15 protein-coding genes are annotated in these 18,300 nt (G+C 65.1%); 11 read left to right on the plus strand and 4 right to left on the minus strand.

What is annotated here, in order from left to right:
* Window positions 1-203 precede the first annotated feature (203 nt).
* The 5 genes from I6F17_RS19750 (at window position 204) to I6F17_RS19770 (ending at window position 6,195) form a co-directional block, all read left to right on the plus strand.
* Window positions 204-1,175: a TRAP transporter substrate-binding protein gene (locus I6F17_RS19750; protein ID WP_036043896.1), complete on the plus strand. Its 972-nt coding sequence runs from the start codon at window positions 204-206 to the stop codon at window positions 1,173-1,175.
* A 63-nt stretch (window positions 1,176-1,238) separates the two neighbouring features.
* Window positions 1,239-1,790, plus strand: coding sequence for a TRAP transporter small permease (locus I6F17_RS19755; protein ID WP_225125676.1), 552 nt, complete (start codon window positions 1,239-1,241; stop codon window positions 1,788-1,790).
* Complete coding sequence (locus I6F17_RS19760) at window positions 1,781-3,073, plus strand: TRAP transporter large permease (RefSeq protein ID WP_036029014.1); 1,293 nt, start codon at window positions 1,781-1,783, stop codon at window positions 3,071-3,073. The genes I6F17_RS19755 and I6F17_RS19760 overlap by 10 nt, the downstream gene beginning before the upstream one ends.
* A gap of 23 nt (window positions 3,074-3,096) precedes the next feature.
* Window positions 3,097-3,903: an SDR family oxidoreductase gene (locus I6F17_RS19765; RefSeq protein ID WP_225125678.1), complete on the plus strand. Its 807-nt coding sequence runs from the start codon at window positions 3,097-3,099 to the stop codon at window positions 3,901-3,903.
* Between the two features lie 165 nt (window positions 3,904-4,068).
* Window positions 4,069-6,195, plus strand: a complete 2,127-nt coding sequence (locus I6F17_RS19770; RefSeq protein ID WP_225125679.1) for a molybdopterin oxidoreductase family protein — start codon at window positions 4,069-4,071, stop codon at window positions 6,193-6,195.
* On the opposite strand, the gene I6F17_RS19775 is transcribed toward I6F17_RS19770, so the two are convergent.
* Window positions 6,168-7,547: a caspase family protein gene (locus tag I6F17_RS19775; protein ID WP_225125681.1), complete on the minus strand. Its 1,380-nt coding sequence runs from the start codon at window positions 7,545-7,547 to the stop codon at window positions 6,168-6,170. The two genes, I6F17_RS19770 and I6F17_RS19775, sit on opposite strands and share 28 nt — an antisense overlap.
* A gap of 166 nt (window positions 7,548-7,713) precedes the next feature.
* Here I6F17_RS19775 and I6F17_RS19780 point away from each other — a divergent pair, with 166 nt between their 5' ends.
* Window positions 7,714-8,496: an enoyl-CoA hydratase/isomerase family protein gene (locus I6F17_RS19780; RefSeq protein WP_225125684.1), complete on the plus strand. Its 783-nt coding sequence runs from the start codon at window positions 7,714-7,716 to the stop codon at window positions 8,494-8,496.
* Window positions 8,497-8,666: 170 nt separating this feature from the next.
* Here I6F17_RS19780 and I6F17_RS19785 read toward each other — a convergent pair whose 3' ends face one another.
* The 3 genes from I6F17_RS19785 to I6F17_RS19795 all read right to left on the minus strand — a co-directional run bounded on the left by I6F17_RS19785 (window position 8,667) and on the right by I6F17_RS19795 (window position 12,913).
* Window positions 8,667-9,095 carry a heme-binding protein gene (locus I6F17_RS19785; RefSeq protein WP_036043888.1) on the minus strand — a complete coding sequence of 143 codons (429 nt, stop codon included), beginning with the start codon at window positions 9,093-9,095 and terminating at the stop codon, window positions 8,667-8,669.
* Window positions 9,088-12,063, minus strand: a complete 2,976-nt coding sequence (locus I6F17_RS19790; RefSeq protein ID WP_225125686.1) for an FAD-binding and (Fe-S)-binding domain-containing protein — start codon at window positions 12,061-12,063, stop codon at window positions 9,088-9,090. Before I6F17_RS19790 ends, I6F17_RS19785 begins: the two co-directional genes overlap by 8 nt.
* 103 nt (window positions 12,064-12,166) lie before the next feature.
* A complete protein-coding gene (locus I6F17_RS19795) occupies window positions 12,167-12,913 on the minus strand; it encodes a GntR family transcriptional regulator (protein ID WP_225125688.1) in 747 nt (248 codons plus the stop codon).
* A gap of 133 nt (window positions 12,914-13,046) precedes the next feature.
* On the opposite strand from I6F17_RS19795, the gene I6F17_RS19800 reads away from it, so the two are divergent.
* The 5 genes from I6F17_RS19800 to I6F17_RS19820 all read left to right on the plus strand — a co-directional run bounded on the left by I6F17_RS19800 (window position 13,047) and on the right by I6F17_RS19820 (window position 18,291).
* Window positions 13,047-14,249, plus strand: coding sequence for an alanine--glyoxylate aminotransferase family protein (locus tag I6F17_RS19800; protein ID WP_036043885.1), 1,203 nt, complete (start codon window positions 13,047-13,049; stop codon window positions 14,247-14,249).
* A gap of 147 nt (window positions 14,250-14,396) precedes the next feature.
* The gene (locus I6F17_RS19805) at window positions 14,397-15,596 is read left to right on the plus strand and encodes an aminotransferase class V-fold PLP-dependent enzyme (RefSeq protein ID WP_225125690.1); all 1,200 of its coding nucleotides are present in this window, start codon (window positions 14,397-14,399) and stop codon (window positions 15,594-15,596) included.
* Between the two features lie 57 nt (window positions 15,597-15,653).
* Window positions 15,654-16,451: an enoyl-CoA hydratase/isomerase family protein gene (locus I6F17_RS19810; RefSeq protein WP_225125693.1), complete on the plus strand. Its 798-nt coding sequence runs from the start codon at window positions 15,654-15,656 to the stop codon at window positions 16,449-16,451.
* Window positions 16,452-16,594: 143 nt separating this feature from the next.
* On the plus strand, window positions 16,595-17,581 hold the full coding sequence (locus I6F17_RS19815) for a tripartite tricarboxylate transporter substrate-binding protein (RefSeq protein WP_225125703.1): 987 nt from the start codon (window positions 16,595-16,597) through the stop codon (window positions 17,579-17,581).
* A gap of 167 nt (window positions 17,582-17,748) precedes the next feature.
* Window positions 17,749-18,291: a tripartite tricarboxylate transporter TctB family protein gene (locus I6F17_RS19820; RefSeq protein WP_225125705.1), complete on the plus strand. Its 543-nt coding sequence runs from the start codon at window positions 17,749-17,751 to the stop codon at window positions 18,289-18,291.
* Window positions 18,292-18,300 lie beyond the last annotated feature (9 nt).

Consider the following 18,300-nt stretch of genomic DNA (forward strand, 5'->3'; position numbering starts at 1 on the left):
ACCATAGTGCGAATTGCGCCAGGAATCGATCGATGCAAGTCTTGCATCGATCGATGCCGGATTTGGCTTGGACAGAGAATGCCGCCCGCCCTAGGGACGACATTGGCGCTTGACTTCACACCTGAAGCGGAGCGACCCAAGGCGGCCTGCAGCCGGGCCGACAACGATATAATCGATCTCAATCAACCCAGGAGGAAGCCCACATGAAGACGCTCACCGGTATCATCACAGCCGTTGCACTGGCGGTCTCAGCACCCCTGGCCACTGCACGCGATTTCCGCTCGGCTGACGTTCACCCCGCCGATTATCCGACCGTCGAGGCGGTCAAGTTCATGGGCCAGCAACTCGCGGCGGCGAGCGGCGGCAAGCTTGGCGTGAAGGTGTTTCCGAACGGCGCCCTGGGTTCGGAGAAGGACACGATCGAGCAACTCAAGATCGGCGCGCTCGACATGATGCGGATCAACGCATCGCCGCTGAACAATTTCGTGCCCGAGACCATCGCGTTGTGTCTGCCCTTCGTCTTCAGGGACACGCAGCACATGCGCACCGTCCTCGACGGTCCGATCGGCGATGAGATCCTGGCAGCCATGGAGCCCGCGGGCCTGGTCGGCCTTGCCTATTACGACAGCGGCGCGCGCTCGGTCTACACAGTCAAGGGTCCGGTCAAATCGCTGGCCGATCTGAAGGGCCTGAAGATCCGCGTCCAGCAATCCGACCTGTGGGTCGGCATGATCCAGAGCTTGGGGGCCAACCCGACGCCGATGCCCTATGGCGAGGTCTACACCGCGCTCAAGACCGGTCTCGTCGACGCTGCCGAGAACAACTGGCCGTCCTACGAATCCTCCCGGCACTTCGAAGCCGCCAAGTTCTACAACATCACCGAGCACTCCCTCGCGCCCGAAGTTCTCGTGATCTCGAAAAAGGTCTGGGACGCGCTGAGCAAGGAGGACCAGGCGATGGTCCGCAAGGCAGCCAAGGAATCGGTGCCCGTCATGCGCAAGCTCTGGGACGCGCGCGAGCAGGCCGCCCGCAAGACCGTCGAGGCCGCTGGCGTTCAGGTGGTCACGATCGGCAACAAGGCGGAGTTCGTCGATGCAATGAAGCCGGTCTACCAGAAGTTCGCCGGGAACGAGAAGCTGCAGAGCCTCGTCAAGCGCATCCAGGACACGAAGTAGGACAATTCGAAACCGGGTCCGGCGTCGCCGCAGGTGGCACCGGATCCCGTGAGGAGGCGCGCGATGACAGACCCACACGTCGCAAGTCACGAGCAGGGGGCCGTAGCAGCACGCCCGTCCACCGGCTTGCTGTCGCGGGTCAATGCCCCCATCGCGCGCCTCGGCATGTACCTGTCGGTGACAGGCCTGCTCGTCATCGTCGCCATCGTCTTCTACCAGGTGTTCGGACGTTACGTGCTCAACTCCAGCCCGACCTGGACGGAGAACCTGGCGCTGGTCCTGATCCTCTACGTCACGCTGATCGGCGCCGCCGTCGGCGTACGCGATGCCGGGCATATCGGCATGGACAGCCTGCTGGTCATGCTCCCCGATCACGCGCGGGAGAAGATCGAGATCGTGATCCACATTCTGGTCGCCGGGTTCGGCCTCGCAATGGCCTACAACGGCTGGATCCTCGGCGCGTCGGTCGGCACCGTGAAGATCCCCAATCTCGGCCTGCCCGAGGTGATCCGCTACGTGCCGCTGTTCGCCTCCGGCGTCCTGATCGTTTCGTTTTCCATCGAGCACATCATTGCGCTCCTGCGCGGCGAAGAGGTCGTCCCCTCATGGAACTGATCATCCTCGGCGCCACCTTCTTCGGCTTTCTGATCCTCGGCGTCCCGGTCGCCTTCGCGATCGGCCTGTCGGCGATCTGCACCATCCTCTACGAAGGCCTGCCGGTCGCCGTCATCTTCCAGCAGATGATGTCGGGGATGAACATTTTCTCCTTCCTCGCCATTCCATTCTTCGTCTTCAGCGGTGAGCTGATGCTGCATGGCGGCGTGGCCGACAAGATCGTGCAACTCGCCAAGAATCTCGTCGGGCACATCCGCGGCGGTCTCGGCATGTCGAACGTGGTCGCCTGCACGTTGTTCGGCGGCGTCTCGGGCTCGCCCGTGGCCGACGTGTCCGCCATGGGCGCGGTGATGATTCCGATGATGAAGAAGGAGGGATACGACACCGATTACGCCGTCAACGTCACCACCCACGCCTCGCTCGTGGGCGCCTTGATGCCGACCAGCCACAACATGATCATCTATGCGCTCGCGGCCGGCGGCAAGGTCTCGATCGGCGCGCTCATTGCGGCCGGCCTGCTGCCGGCGCTGGTGCTGATGGTCTGCATGCTGGTTGCCGCCTACGCGGTCGCGGTGAAGCGCGGTTATCCCGCCGGCAAATTCCCGGGCTGGGCCGAGGTGGTCCGCTCGCTGGCGGCCGCGGTGCCTGGGCTTCTGATCGTCGGCATCATCCTGGCCGGCATCCTGTCCGGCGTCTTCACGGCAACCGAATCGGCGGCCATCGCCGTCACCTACTCGATCCTGCTGACGTTCTTCATCTATCGCACCATGACCTGGGGCAACTTCCTGCGCGCCGCCGCCAAGGCGGTGAAGACGACCGGGGTGGTGCTGCTGCTGATCGGCGTCTCCACCATGTTCCAGTACCTGATGGGACTTTACGAGGTGGCGGATCTCGCCGGCGCGATGATGAACAAGTTGTCGACGCAGCCCTGGGTGATCTTCCTGCTCATCAACATCATCCTGTTCGTGCTCGGCACGTTCATGGACATGGCGGCAACGATCCTGATCTGCACCCCGATCTTCCTGCCGATCGCGATGAAGGCGGGCATGGACCCGGTGCAGTTCGGCATGCTGATGTTGATCAATTGCGCCCTCGGGCTCAACACGCCGCCGGTCGGAACGACGCAATTCGTCGGCTGCGCCATCGGCGGCATCTCGGTCGGCGCGGTGATGCGCACCATCCTGCCGTTCTATGCTGCGCTCATCGCAGCACTGATGTTCGTGACCTACGTCCCTGCATTCTCGCTGTGGCTGCCGCGCCTCCTGATGGGCTACAAGGGCTAGCAGCACCAGGGAGAACATTGTCAGTGAGGGACTATCGCAAGCTCTTCGATCTCACCGGCAAGACCGCGCTCGTTCTCGGCGCCGCATCCGGCATCGGCAAATCGTCGGCCGAAGCGCTTGCGGGTCTCGGTGCCCGGGTTGTCTGCGCCGATCGTGCGCTCGACGCAGCGGAGGCGACGGCCGCCGGCATTCGCGACAAGGGCGGCTGGGCGGAAGCAGCTGGCTGCGACGCCGCAAGCGCCGCGGATGTCAATGCACTCGCGAAAACCGTGATGCAGAAGTTTCCGCGGCTCGACATCGCCGTGACGACGCCCGGCCTCAACATCCGCAAGACCATCCTCGACTACACCGAGGAGGATCTCGACCGCGTCCTCACCCTCAACGTCAAGGGCACGGTCTTTTTCTTCCAGGCCTTCGGCCGCATCATGGTCGCGCAGAAGGGCGGCAGCATCATCGCCTGCTCCTCGGTTCGCGCGGTGACCATCGAACCCGGTCTCGGCGTCTACGGCTCGACCAAGGCGGCGATCGGCCTTCTGGTGAAGGGCTTTGCCTCCGAGGTCGGGCACGCCGGCGTGCGCGTCAATGCGATCGCGCCGAGCATCGCCGAGACCGCGCTGACCGGCCCGTTCAAGCAGCGCCCCGACATCTACAATCTCTACGCCGGCCACACCGTGTTCAACCGCTGGAGCAGCGCCGACGAGGTCGCGACCGCCGTCGCCTATCTCGCCTCGGATGCCGCAAGCTATGTCAGCGGCAGCACGCTGTTCGTCGATGGCGGCTGGACCGCCGTCGACGGCCCGCCGACCGGTCTCACCCAGTTGCACAAGTAGCAAGGGGTGTAGCTCGGGTTGCGCTTGCACGTCGCGCGGCTCACTGGCAGGCCTCCTTCGCAACCGCAGCAGGAAGCTCCGGCGCGCGCGGCTTGAGCAAATCGCATGGGGCTTGCCGGATAAATGCGCTCGGCTGGCCGGTATTTTGGTGTTACGAACTGGGACATGAACCAGCACGCCAAGATCAACACGAAGATCGAGATCCGCCATTCGACCTGTCCGCATGATTGCCCCTCGGCCTGCGCCCTCGATGTCGAGGTGGTCGAAGGCCGCAGCATCGGCCGCCTCCGCGGTTCGAAGAAGCAGACCTACACCGCCGGCGTCGTCTGCGCCAAGGTCGCCCGCTATGCCGAGCGCATCCATCATCCCGAGCGGCTGATCTATCCGCTGCGCCGCACCGGCCCCAAGGGTTCAGGTCAGTTCGCGCGGATCTCCTGGGACGAGGCGCTGGACGAGATCGGGCACCGATTCAATGCGGCCGAGCGCGAGTTCGGTGCGGAATCGATCTGGCCCTATTACTACGCGGGGACGATGGGGCTCGTGATGCGCGACGGGCTCAACCGTCTCACGCATGTGAAGAAATATTCGCGCTTCTACCAGACCATCTGTGCCAATGTTGCGCGCATCGGCTTTGCAATCGGCACCGGCAAGATTGCCGGGGTCGATCCGCGCGAGATGGCGCTGTCCGATCTCGTCGTGATCTGGGGCACCAATCCCGTCAATACCCAGGTCAACGTGATGACGCACGCCTCGCGCGCCCGCAAGGAGCGCGGCGCGAAGATCGCGGCGATCGACATCTACGACAACGAGACCATGAAGCAGGCCGACATCAGGATCATCCTGCGGCCCGGCACCGACGGTGCCTTCGCCTGCGGCGTCATGCATGTCCTGTTCCGCGACGGCTATGCCGACCGCGCCTACATGGACAAGTACACCGACTGCCCGACCGAGCTCGAGGCGCATCTGAAGTCGCGCACGCCGGAATGGGCGTCGGCGATTTGCGGCGTCCCGGTGTCCGAGATCGAGGCGTTCGCCAAGGCCGTTGGCGAGACCAAGCGGAGCTTCTTCCGTCTTGGCTATGGCTTCACCCGCTCGCGCAACGGCGCGACGCAGATGCACGCCGCGCTGTGCATTCCCGCGGTGACCGGCGCTTGGCAGTATGAAGGCGGCGGCGCCTTCTTCAACAATTACGCGCTGTGGCATTTCAACGAATCCATCATCGAGGCCCACGAGGCCATCGACAAGTCGACGCGCGCGCTCGACCAGTCGCAGATCGGACGCATCCTCACCGGCGATGCCGAAGCTCTCCACGGCAAGGGCCCGGTCAAGGCGATGCTGATCCAGAACACCAATCCGATGACGGTGGCGCCGGAGCAGGCGCTGGTCCGGCAGGGCTTCGCGCGCGAGGATCTGTTCGTGGCGGTGCACGAGCAGTTCATGACCGAGACGGCGCAGATGGCTGACATCGTGCTACCGGCGACCATGTTCATGGAGCATGACGACCTCTATTACGGCGGCGGCCATCAGCACATCTCGGTCGGGCCGAAGCTGATCGACCCGCCGGGCGAGTGCCGCTCCAACCACGAGGTGTTGCAGGCGCTGGCGCCGCGGCTGGGCGCCAGGCATCCGGGCTTCGAGATGAGCCCGCGCGAATTGATCGACGCGACCTTGAGGCTGAGCAATCACGGCGACATCGCTGGCCTTGAAGCCGACATCTGGCGCGACCTGCAGCCGGATTTCCGCACCTCGCATTATCTCGACGGCTTCGCCCACGCCGACGGCAAGTTTCATTTCAAAGCCGATTGGGCGCATCCGCCGTTCGGCGTCACCATGGGCGACTACGACAAGATGCCTGGTCTGCCGGATCATTGGGCAGTGATCGAGCACGCCGACCGGGCCCATCCGTTCCGGCTAGCGACCAGCCCCTCGCGCAGCTTCCTCAACACCACTTTCAACGAGACGCCGTCCTCGCAGGCGCGCGAGGGCCGGGCCAGCGTGATGATCCACCCGCTCGACGCCGCCGCGCTCGGCATCGCCGATGGCGATGCGGTGACGCTCGGCAACGGCCGCGGCGAGACCACGCTCATCGCGACGCTATTCGAGGGCGTCCGGCGCGGCGTCCTGATCGCCGAATCCGTTCATCCCAACAGCAACCATATCGGCGGCCGCGGCATCAACACGCTGACGGGCGCAGACACGATCGCGCCGATCGGCGGCGCGGCGTTCCACGACAACAAGGTTTGGATCAGGAAGGCCGCCTCAGCTCAAGGCGTGCACTCCGTGACGCCGTAGCCTGCGAATTCCTTCGCAATGTTTGGGTTCATCGACTTCGCCTGCGCGATATCGGTGGCGCCGTCGCCGCCGCTTCTGCGCGCGGCGATGCCGCGGCCGAACAGCGAGGACGAGGAGCGCGGGTTGCGCTGGATCGCGTCGGTATAATCCTTGATCGCCTCGGCATTGCGTCCGAGCTTGAGGTTGACTAGGCCGCGGCTGTCGAGTGCATCGCTCAAGCCCGGGTTGATCTGGAGCGCCAGATTGCAGTCGGCCAGCGCGCCTTGCGGGTCGCCCGTCGCAGCCCGGCTCCAGCAGCGGTTGTTCAGGGCTTCCGCGTCCTTGGGCGCGCGGCGGAGCACTGCGTCGAAATCCTGTATCGCGAGCGCATAGGCGCGCTTGATCGCGTAGACCTGGCCGCGTTTGTAGCGCGAGGTGACATCGTTGGCGTTTGCGGTGATCTTGCGGCTGAGATCGGCGATGACAGGATCTCGTGCCAGCTCGTCCGCATTCGGGGCGGGCTCCGCCTGCGGTACCTCGCAGACCGGCTTTTGCGGCTCGGGTGTCTGCACCTGTGGCTTGGCCGCATCGTCCCGCGGCCGCGTCGCCGGGCTTGCGAACGAGAACTCCGTCGTCAGCGAGGAGGACAGCCAGGGCACCTGTTCGCGGTTGGTGGCGGCAACGACGCCGTTCTTGGTGTTGGTCAGGGCCTGCTCGGCGCTGATGTTCGGCGCGCGCATTTCGCGCAGCAGCTCGGCGACAAAGAGGCTGCGATCGGTCTTGCCGGTCGCCGTGACCGCGCCGAGCGCGGCGGAGTAGAGCACCAGCGTATTGCTCGGTGCGATCGCCGGTGCCAGGCCGGCCGAATAGCGGCGGAAGCGCCGCTCGAACGGGTTGCGGCGGGAGGCGTCGATCAGCGCGATCTTGATCGCGGCACCGCGCGTGTTCATCTCGGCGAGGATGGCGTCGAGGCCGAAGCCGTCGCGCGAGACGTCCGGCTCGGTCCAGATCTGGGCGTCGACCGGCAGCAGATAGGTCTGACGGTTGGACTGGATGGCAAAACCGTCGAAGAAGATCAGCGCCACCGCGCCGCGCTCGATGCGGTCGTAGAAGCGCCCCAGCGCCTGCCGCATGGCATCGCCGGTGAGATTGCTCTGCCGGTCGACGACGAAGCCGCCGCGCTTCAATTCCTCGGCGACGTCCTGGGCATCGTTGGCGACCTCGCTCAGGACGAATTCATTGTCGGGATATTTCGCGTTGCCGATCACCAGCGCGATCTTCGCGGCATCGGCGGCATGGCCTGCGGCGCCGCCGCTCAGCACGGCCAATCCTGCCAGCAACAACATGAAAGCGGCGCGCATGAAATGGCTCATCGGTGATCAAATCTCCAGTCAGGATAACGCGCGCAAGCTCCAATTCAATCGCGAAGCGAAGTTGCGCCCACACGCTATGGTGAGGCGCCCCTGCAGATTGCCCTTGCGCGCGCCGCCGGTCCTGCCGCAAATGGCTGCAAAACGGGACCAAGCGAGCGAGCATGTCATGACAGACACCACAGCCGTCATCACCGAGAAGCGCGGGCAGGCGTTCTGGATCACCATCAACCGGCCGGAGAAACGCAACGCGCTGAACGGCGAGGTCATCGCCGGGATCACAAGAGCCTATCGCGACGCGCATGAGGACAAGGACGTCCGCGTCATCGTGCTGACGGGCGCGGGCGACAAGGCGTTCTGCGCGGGCGCCGACTTGCAGAATTCCGGCGCGGCTTTCGCGATGGATCATTCCAAACCAAATGTCGACTATGCCGATCTGTTACGTTTGTCACAGAACGCCACCAAGCCGGCGATTGCGCGGGTTGGCGGCGTCTGCATGGCCGGCGGCATGGGCCTTCTGTGCATGACCGACATGGCGGTTGCGGCCGATCACGTCGTCTTTGGCCTGCCCGAGGTGAAGGTCGGCGTGTTCCCGATGCAGGTGCTGAGCCTGCTCCAGCGCATCGCTCCGCCCCGCCTCGTCAACGAATGGGCGCTCACGGGCGAGCCGTTCGACGCCAGGGCCGCGCAGGGCGCGGGGCTGCTCAACTATGTCGTGCCTGCCGCCGAGCTAGATGCCAAGGTCGACTGGCTGATCGGCCGCATCGTCGACAAATCCCCAACCGCGATCCGCCGCGGCAAATACGCCATGCGCGCCATCGCCTCGATGTCGTTCGACGAGAGCATCGCCTACACCGAAAGCCAGATCGCACTGCTCGCGATGACCGAGGACGCCAAGGAAGGGTTGAAGGCGTTCAGCGAGAAGAGGAAGCCGGTCTGGACGGGGAGGTAGGGAGAGCGGAGTTTACCAGCTCGGTCCGATTCTCAACGAGAATGTAGCCGCATTCTCCGCGGTCATTCCGGGGCGCGCGTAGCGCGAGCCCGGAATCCATCGTGCAGCAAGCGATGCGGAGAAATGGATTCCGGGCTCGCGCCAAAGGAGGCGCGCCCCGGAATGACGAGCTATCCCGCGTTCGCCTTCAGCCCCGCCGCCTGGATCCCTGCCACCGCGCAGGCCTCGTCATTGTCGGAGGTGTCGCCGGAGACGCCGACAGCGCCGAGCAGGGTCGCGCCGTCCATGATCAGCACGCCGCCGGGGACCGGCACCAGTGCGCCCTTGGCGATCGTATTCACCGCATCGATGAAATAGGCCTGCTCCTGCGCGCGCTGGAACAAAGCGCGCGAGCCCATGCCCATGGCGAGCGCGCCATAGGCCTTGCCATGCGCGATCTCGGCGCGCATCAGGCTGGTGCCGTCCTGCGCGGCCGCAAGCTTGAGCACGCCGCGCGCGTCCAGGATGGTGACGACCAGCGGCTTCAGCTTCAGCTCGCCGGCCTTCGCGAAGGCGGCGTCGAGGATTTTTCGGGCGGTGTCGAGGGTGAGGTCAGCCATGGCTGGTTTCCTTTGCAGCTGGAGAAATGGGGCTGGAGTTGGCGCGATCGAGGCTCATCGCCAGCACGCGGGCGACGTGAAGCGCCTCGCGCTTCGTGCCGTCGTGGATCTGGTGCCGACATGAGGTGCCGTCGGCGACGACGAGCGTATTCCGGTCAGCCTTCCGCACGGCCGGCAGCAGCGACAGCTCGGCCATCTCGATTGAAGCAGCATAGGTATCCGCGCCATAGCCGAACGCGCCGGCCATGCCGCAGCAGCTCGACTCGATGGTCTCAACCTCAAGGCCCGGGATGAGGCGCAGCACCTGCTCGACAGGCTTGAAGGCGCCGAAGGATTTTTGATGGCAATGGCCGTGCACCACGGCCTTGTCCGCGACCATGCCGAGCGGCAGTTGCAGCCTTCCGGCCTCGGCCTCGCGCACCAGAAATTCCTCGAAGGTCAGCGCATGGGCGCCGACCGCCTTGGCATCTTTGTCCTTGCGCAGTGAAGCGAGCTCGTCGCGCAGCGTCAGGAGGCAGCTCGGCTCGAGGCCGACGATCGGCACGCCGCGCGCCGCGTAGGGCGCGAAAGCCGTCACCAGCCGGTCGAGCTCGGCTTTGGCTTCCTTAACGAGACCGGCAGAGAGGAACGTGCGGCCGCAGCACAGTGGACGGCTCCCGCTCGCAGGTTTTGGCAGATGCACGCGATAGCCGCCGGCCGTGAGCACCCGCAGCGCGGCCTCGAGGTTCTCGCGCTCATAGATGCGATTGAAAGTGTCAGTGAACAGCACGACCTCGCGACCGTCCGCAGGTCCGACGCTTTCGGCCGGCGGCGCGAACACATCGCGGCGGAAGGCGGGAAGGGCACGGCGCGCGCTGATGCCGGCAAAGCGCTCAAATAGCCTTCGGAGCAGCGGGCTGCCGTTGCGCAAATTAGCCAGGGGCGCCAAGCGCGAAGCAAGACCGGCATAGCGCGGCAGATATCCGACCAGCCGGTCGCGCAGCATCAGGCCGCGGCTGGCGGCGCGCGCCGCGAGCACCTCGATCTTCATCTTGGCCATGTCGACGCCGGTCGGGCATTCATGGCGGCAGGCCTTGCAGGAGACGCAGAGTTTGAGCGTCTCCATCATCTCGTCGGAAGAGAGCGCATCCGGGCCGAGCTGGCCGGAGATCGCAAGCCGCAGCGTGTTGGCGCGGCCGCGCGTGACGTCCTTCTCGTTGCGCGTGGCGCGATAGGACGGGCACATCACGCCGCCCTCGAGCTTGCGGCAGGCGCCGTTGTTGTTGCACATCTCGACCGCCCCCTGGAAACCGCCGCCGGCGCCGGGATAAGCGGACCAGTCGAGCTTCGTCTTCAGTTCGCCGACCCGATAGTCGGGCTTGAAGCGGAACAGCGAGCGGTCGTCCATCCTGGGCGCATCGATGATCTTGCCGGGATTGAGCACGCCGCCGGGATCGAAGCGCTGCTTCACTTCCCTGAAATCGGCGACGAGGCGCTCGCCGAACATGGCCTCGTGGAATTCGGAGCGTACCAGACCGTCGCCGTGCTCGCCGGAATGCGAGCCTTTGTACTCGCGCACCAGCGCAAAGGCCTCTTCGGCGATGGCGCGCATCGCCTTGACGTCTTTCTCCAGCTTCAGGTTCAGAACGGGGCGCACATGCAGGCAGCCCTCCGAGGCGTGCGCGTACATCGTGCCACTGGTGCCGTGTTTGGCGAACACTTCGTTCAGCCGCGCGGTGTAGTCGGCAAGGTGCGGCAGCGGCACGGCGCAGTCCTCGACGAAGGAGACCGGCTTGCCCTCCTGCTTCATCGACATCATCACGTTGAGGCCGGCGGCGCGGAAATCGGCAATGCCGCTCTGCAGCGCGGGCTCGGTGATCTCCACCACGCCGCCCCATTTGCGCGTGTCGTTGTTCCAGCCGAAGCCAAGATCCGCCATCAGCTCACCGAGCTGCTTGAGGCGCACCAGATTGTCCGACTGGTCCTCTTCAGCGAATTCGACCACCAGCACGGCATCCGGATCGCCCTTGATCGCCGCGGAGATGACTGGTGCGAACATGGCAATGTCGCGGCCGAGCGCGATCATGGTGCGGTCGACCAGCTCGACCGCAATCGGCTTGAGCTTGACGAGGTGCTGGGCCGCATCCATCGCCTCGTAGAAGCTGCCGAAATGGCAGACGCCGAGCGCCTTGTTGCGGATCACGGGCCACAGCTTCAGCTCGACCTTGGTGGTGAAGGCGAGGGTGCCTTCGGAGCCGACCAACAGATGCGCCATGTTGTTCGGCGCGTTGCGCGGCACCAGCGCATCGAGATTGTAGCCGCCGACGCGGCGCTGCACCTTTGGGAAGCGCGCGGCGATCTCGTCGGCCTCGCGGGTGCCGAGGTCGAGCATGTCGCGGAACAGGGCGCGGGTGCTGTCGCCGGCCTCGAGGTCGGAGAGATCGCGCGAGACCTCACCGAAACGGCTCAGCGTGCCGTCGGCGAGGCTGGCCTCCATCGACAGCGTGTTGTCGCGCATGGTGCCGTAGCGCAGCGAGCGGCCGCCGCAGGAATTGTTGCCGGCCATGCCGCCGATCGTGGCGCGGGAGGCCGTGGAGACGTCGACCGGAAACCACAGGCCGTGTTTTCTGAGCTGGCGGTTGAGGTCGTCGAGCACGATGCCGGGCTCGACTACGCAGGTGCGGCCTTCGACATCGAGCGACAGGATCCGGTTGAGGTGCTTGGAGAGATCGATCACGAGACCGTCATTGACGGTCTGGCCGCATTGCGAGGTGCCTCCGCCGCGCGGGGTGACCTTCAGCCCCTCGTCGCGCGCGATCGCCAGCGCCCGCAAGGCCTCGTCCATGGTCTTGGGGACCACCACGCCAGCCGGCATGATCTGGTAGAACGAGGCGTCGGTGGCGTAGCGGCCGCGGCTGAAGCCGTCGAACAGCACGTCGCCGGTCAATTCCGACCGCAGGCGCCGTTCGAGCGAGGAGGCGTTCGTCATCCCTGATCCCGGACTGACCCGGCGAGGCTCAGCCTTGCTGGGATATTCATTGTGGTTCCTGATCGACCATGTTGTGAATGCAAAATGGGCAAGCCGGGCGCCCTCAAGGCGATGCCGGCGCGCCCTCTTGGGGCTCGGTCAGGTGCTCGATCGCGGCCGTTCGCTTGTTGCGCAGATGCTGGAACAGGATGTCGCTGAGCTCGCTGCCGGCGCGGCGGCGTAGCGCATCGAGGATAGCCTCGTGCTCGCGCATGGCTTCCGCCCAGCGCTGCCGCTTGCGGGCGAAATTGGCGGAGTAGCGGACGCGTCGGATCCGGCCGGCGAAATTGGCGTAGGCAATCTTCAGCGTATCGTTGCGTGCGGCATCGACGATGCTCTCGTGGACGCGCTGGTTGGCCTGGAAATAGCCGTGCATGTCGCGATGCAGGTAATGGCCGTACATCTCGTAGTGCAGCTGCTCGATCGCCGTGATTTCCGCATCCGTTATGGCTTCGCAGGCGAGGCGCCCTGCCAGGCTTTCCAGGCCTGCCATGACGTCGAACAGTTCCTCGAGATCGCGCTGGCTGAGCTGGCGCACCCGAGCGCCGCGGTTGGGCAGTAGCTCGATCAGGCCCTCGGCGGCGAGCACCTTGAGCGCCTCGCGCAACGGCGTGCGGGAGATGCCGAGCATCTCGCAGAGCTGCCGCTCGGGAACGCGCGCGCCTTCGGGAATGTTGCCTTCGACCACGTAGTCGCGCAGCCGCAGCAGGATCTCGCCATGGAGCGAGGCCTCCTGCCGGTTTTCCTGGCGGTCGCTGTTACCGGCGGACGGGGTGATCGGAACCCCATTGTCGGGAATCGTGGATTTCATTTGCAGCACAGTAGTTTCCCCGATTGGTCGCGTCGACGCTCGCAATCGAATACCAGATTTCGATTGAAGGGACAAAAAATGAATGCAAAATAGCCGGCAAAGCCGGCCATAACCTGCCGAAAGGGAGCTTTGCATGCCTCAGGGACGCCATTTCCTGCAGATTCCGGGCCCGAGCCCGGTCCCCGAGCGCGTCCTGCGCGCGATGGACATGCCTGTCATCGACCACCGCAGCGCCGAATTCGGCGAGCTCGGCCGGACCGTGCTCGAAGGCAGCCAGCAGATCTTCCAGACCAAGGGGCCGGTCGTGATCTTCCCCTCGTCGGGGACCGGCGCCTGGGAGGCAGCAATCGTCAACACGCTGTCGCCGGGCGACAAGGTGCTGATGGTCGAGACCGGCCACTTCGCCACGATGTGGCGGCAGATGGCCGGGCGCTTCGGCATCGAGGTCGATTTCGTCCCGGGCGACTGGCGCCGCGGCGCCGATCCCACGGTGATCGAGGCCAAGCTCTCCGAAGACGCCGCGCGCACCATCAAGGCGGTGATGGTCGTGCACAACGAGACCTCGACCGGCGCGACCAGCCGCATCGCCGAGATCCGCGCCGCGATCGACCGCGCCTCGCATCCGGCACTCTTGATGGTCGACACGATCTCCTCGCTCGGCTCGGTCGACTATCGTCACGACGCGTGGAAGGTCGATGTCAGCGTCAGCTGCTCGCAGAAGGGTTTCATGCTGCCGCCCGGTCTCGGCTTCAACGCGATCTCGGACAAGGCCTTGGCTGCGTCCAGGACCAACAAGATGCCGCGCTCCTATTTCGACTGGGAGGAGATGCTCAAGCCCAACGCCAAGGGTTTCTTCCCCTATACGCCCGCGACCAATCTGCTCTACGGCCTGCGCGAGGCGATCGCGATGCTGCTCGAGGAGGGGCTCGACAATGTTTTTGCGCGGCATCAGCGCTTGGCGGCAGCGACGCGGGCCGCGGTCAACCATTGGGGTCTCGAAGTGCTCTGCCAGGAGCCTTCGGAGTTCTCGCCGGTGCTCACTGCCGTGCTGATGCCTCCGGGGCATGATGCCGATCAGTTCCGGAAAGTCGTGCTCGAGAATTACAACATGTCGCTCGGCTCGGGCCTGTCGAAGGTCGCCGGCAAGGTCTTCCGCATCGGCCATCTCGGCGAATGCAACGCGCTGACGCTGCTCGGCGCGCTCACCGGCGTCGAGATGGGCCTGTCGGTGGCCGGCGTGCCGCACCGCTCCGGCGGTGTGGACGTCGCGATGAAGCTGCTGGAGCAGCGCCCGCAGGGCAATGCCGCGCCGCATCTGAAGATCGTCGGCACGTAAAGGTCGGCCCGCGAAGATGGTCGCGACGGAGCGGCCGAGGGCAGGCCGGCTCGCTATGCGCGAGGGGCCCTTTGGAGGAGAGGACAAGCCGGTCAAATGGTGCTATTCGGCGCCCACCAAACCAAGGCAAGACCGGGAAGGACGCCGATGACCGTGCATACTGGAAGGCATTTCTTACAGATTCCAGGACCGACCAACGTGCCCGATCGGGTGCTGCGGGCGATGGATATGCCGACTTTGGACCATCGCGGTCCGGAGTTCGCCGAGCTCGGTTTTGCCGTGCTTGCCGCAATGCAGCGCGTGTTCCGCACCAAGCAGCCCGTGATCATCTTCCCCTCGTCCGGCACCGGCGCCTGGGAAGCGGCGATGGTCAACGTGTTCGCGCCCGGCGACAAGGTCCTGATGTGCGAGACCGGCCAGTTCGCCGTGCTGTGGCGCGGCATCGCCGACAAGTTCAAGCTCGATGTCGACTTCATCCCGAGCGACTGGCGCCATGGTGCCGATCTTGCGGAGATCGAGAAGCGCCTTGCCGCCGACAAGCAGCACGCCATCAAGGCGGTCTGCGTCGTGCACAACGAGACCTCGACCGGCTGCGTGACGCCGCCGCTGGAGGTGCGCAGGATCCTCGACCGCACCAAGCATCCGGCGCTGCTGATGGTCGACACCATCTCCGGCCTCGGCTCGATGGAATATGAGCACGACGCCTGGGGCATCGACGTCTCGGTCGCGGGCTCGCAGAAGGGCCTGATGCTGCCGCCGGGCCTCGGCTTCAACGCGGTCTCGGAGAAGGCGCTCGCGGTCGCCAAGGCCAACCCCGGCATGCGCTCATACTGGGACTGGCAGGAGGTCATCAGCTTCAACAAGCTCGGCACCTTCCCCTACACGCCCGCAACAAACCTGCTCTACGGCCTGCGCGAGGCGGTGAAGATGCTGGAGGAGGAGGGCCTGGAGAACGTCTGGACCCGCCACAAGCGCCACAGCGCCGCGACGCGTGCTGCGGTCAAGGTCTGGGGCCTCGAGACGCAATGTGCTGATCCCGCCGCGCATTCGCCGGCGCTGACCGGCGTGCGCGTGCCCGAGGGCTTTGATGCCGACGCCTTCCGCAAGGTGGTGCTGGAGAACTTCGACATGTCGCTCGGCACCGGCCTGAACAAGGTCAAGGGCAAGGTGTTCCGCATCGGCCATATCGGCCATTTCAACGATCTGATGCTGATGGGCACGCTCGCCGGCGTCGAGATGGGCCTCGACCTTGCACAGATCCCGCACCGGAGCGGCGGCGTGCTCGCGGCCATGGACGTCCTGAAGGGACGCGACGTGGTGCCGATGACCAAGGCTCAAGTCGCCTAAGGCTCAGGTTGCCTGAGGGCGGCCTGAATGAACTGTAGTGAAGAAAGTGAGCGCGCGATGAACGCACCGACGACTGCCAACGAAGACCTGCTCTACTCCGTCACGGACGGCATCGCGCGGATCACCTTCAACCGCCCGCAGGCGCGCAACGCCATGACCTTCGCCATGTATGACCGCATGGCGGAGATATGCCAGGATATCAACGTCGACCGTTCGATCAAGGCGCTGATCCTGACCGGCGCTGGCGACAAGGCGTTCGCCTCCGGCACGGACATCTCGCAATTCCGCGCCTTCAAGACCGCGCAGGATGCGCTCGACTACGAGGCGCGCATCGATCGCGTGCTCGGCACGCTCGAGCAGTGCCGCGTGCCCGTGATCGCGGCGATCGCCGGCGCCTGCACCGGCGGCGGCGCAGGGATCGCGGCCTGCTGCGATCTTCGCATCGGCACCGAGACGACGCGGATGGGCTTTCCGATTGCACGCACGCTCGGCAACTGCCTGTCGATGTCGAACATCAGTCGCGTCGTCGCGCTGGTCGGTCCCGCCCGCACGAAGGATATGATCTTCAAGGCGCGCCTGGTCGAGGCGCCGGAGGCGCTGGCGCTCGGCCTGCTCAACGAGGTTGTGCCTGACGTCGAGACGCTGCAGCGCCGTGCCGACGAGACTGCAAAGCTCGTCGCCAGCCACGCGCCTCTGACGCTGGAAGCGACCAAGGAAGCGGTGCGCCGCATCCGCCGCACGCTCTCGCGCGAGGAAGGCGAGGACCTGATCCTGAAAGCCTATATGAGCGAAGATTTCCGCGAGGGCATGGATGCCTTCCTCAACAAGCGGACGCCGGTCTGGAAGGGCAGATAAGTCTCACGGGCTTTCGGCTCCGTCAGTCGAAAGTCATATGCGTGCAATTGCCCGTCCGCTTGAACTCCTCAGGATTAGTCCGCACTATGCAGGGATAGAATTTTCCGCACCTACAACTCAAAAAACATCAGGGGACGAAACTCGTGCGAATTCCAGTGAAAGCCGTCGGCGCTGCGACAGCGCTGTTGTTGAGCACGCCGGCCGTTGCGGCCTGGGAGCCGACCAAACCGGTGGAGATCGTGGTGGCGGCGGGCGCGGGTGGCGCCTCCGACCAGATGGCCCGGATGATGCAGGCCGCGATCCAGAAGAACAATCTGATGAAGCAGCCGATGGTGGTCTCGCTCAAGGGCGGCGCCTCCGGCGCGGAAGCGCTGATGTACATGAAGTCCAGCGAGGGCGATCCCAACAAGGTGCTGATCGCCTATTCGCTGATCTACATGCTGCCGCTGTCGGCGAAGATCCCGTTCAACTGGCGCGAGCTGACGCCGGTCTCCGTGGTCGCGCTCGACCAGTTCGTGCTGTGGGACAACAGCGCGGGCCCCAAGACGTTGAAGGAATTCGTCGCGGCCGCGAAGGCTGCGAGCGCGCCGTTCAAGATGGGCGGCACCGGCTCCAAGCGCGAGGACCACGTGCTCACCGTGTTCCTGGAGCAGAAGACTGGCGCGAAATTCTCCTATCTGCCCTACAAGTCCGGCGGCGAGGCAGCGACCCAGCTGGTCGGCAACCACACCGAAGCCAACGTCAACAACCCATCCGAAAATCTCGAGGTCTGGCGCGCCGGCCAGGTGCGTCCGCTCTGCGTGTTCGACAGGGAGCGCATTGCCTATACAACCAAGGTGACCGACACCCAGTCCTGGGCCGACATCCCGACCTGCAAGGAAGAGGGCGTCGACGTGCAATATCTGATGCTGCGCGCGATGTTCCTGCCTGGCAAGGTCACGCCGGAGCAGCAGGCGTTCTACGTCGATCTGTTCCACAAGGTGACGCAGACCGCGGAGTACAAGGACTACATGGAGAAGCAGGCCTTGAAGCCGATCTTCCTCGCCGGCAAGGACATGGTGCAGTTCCTCGAGGAGGACGATGCGCTGAACAAGTCGCTGATGACGGAAGCCGGCTTCGTCGCGAAGTAGCTGTCCCTTTTTTCTCCCTCTCCCCGTTCTTACGGGAGAGGGTTGGGTGAGGGGGCTCTCTCCGCGAGTTCGACTCTCACCGTCCCTGCGGAGACTCCCCCTCACCCCGACCCTCTCCCCGCAAGCGGGGAGAGGGGGAATTGAACGCACTCCGTCCCTAACAGAGCATGTCCCAAACCGATTTCGAAATCGTTGTCGAGGATCCCACCGCGCCAGAAGACGATTCCCCTTCCGTCGTCTCTTCCGGCACGATCGAGATCGTCGTCTGCCTGCTGCTGCTCGCGCTCGCGGTCACGCTCGGCTACGACAATTGGCGCACCGGCGCGTCCTGGGATGCGACCGGGCCGGAGCCCGGCTATTTCCCGTTCTATCTCTCCGTCATTCTCGCCGGCGGCAGCCTCTACGGTCTGATCGCCGCGCTGCTGGCGCGGCGTGCCTCGTCCGGAACCTTCGTCACACGTGCGCAAGGTCGCCGCGTGCTGGCGGTGTTCGTGCCGACGCTGCTGTTCTGCCTGGCGACGCAGTTCCTCGGCCTCTATGTCGCGAGCTTTCTCCTGATCGCGGGCTTCATGCGGCTGGTTGGCCGGATCGCGTTGTGGAAGTCGCTGCTCACCGCGTTCGCGTTCACGGCGATCATGTTCGTCACCTTCGATGTCGCCTTCGACGTCATCATGCCGAAGGGGCCGCTCGAAGCGGCCCTCGGCCGCTAGGCGGAGCCG

Source organism: Bradyrhizobium sp. NBAIM18 (genome assembly GCF_020193825.1).
Lineage (GTDB): Bacteria > Pseudomonadota > Alphaproteobacteria > Rhizobiales > Xanthobacteraceae > Bradyrhizobium > Bradyrhizobium yuanmingense.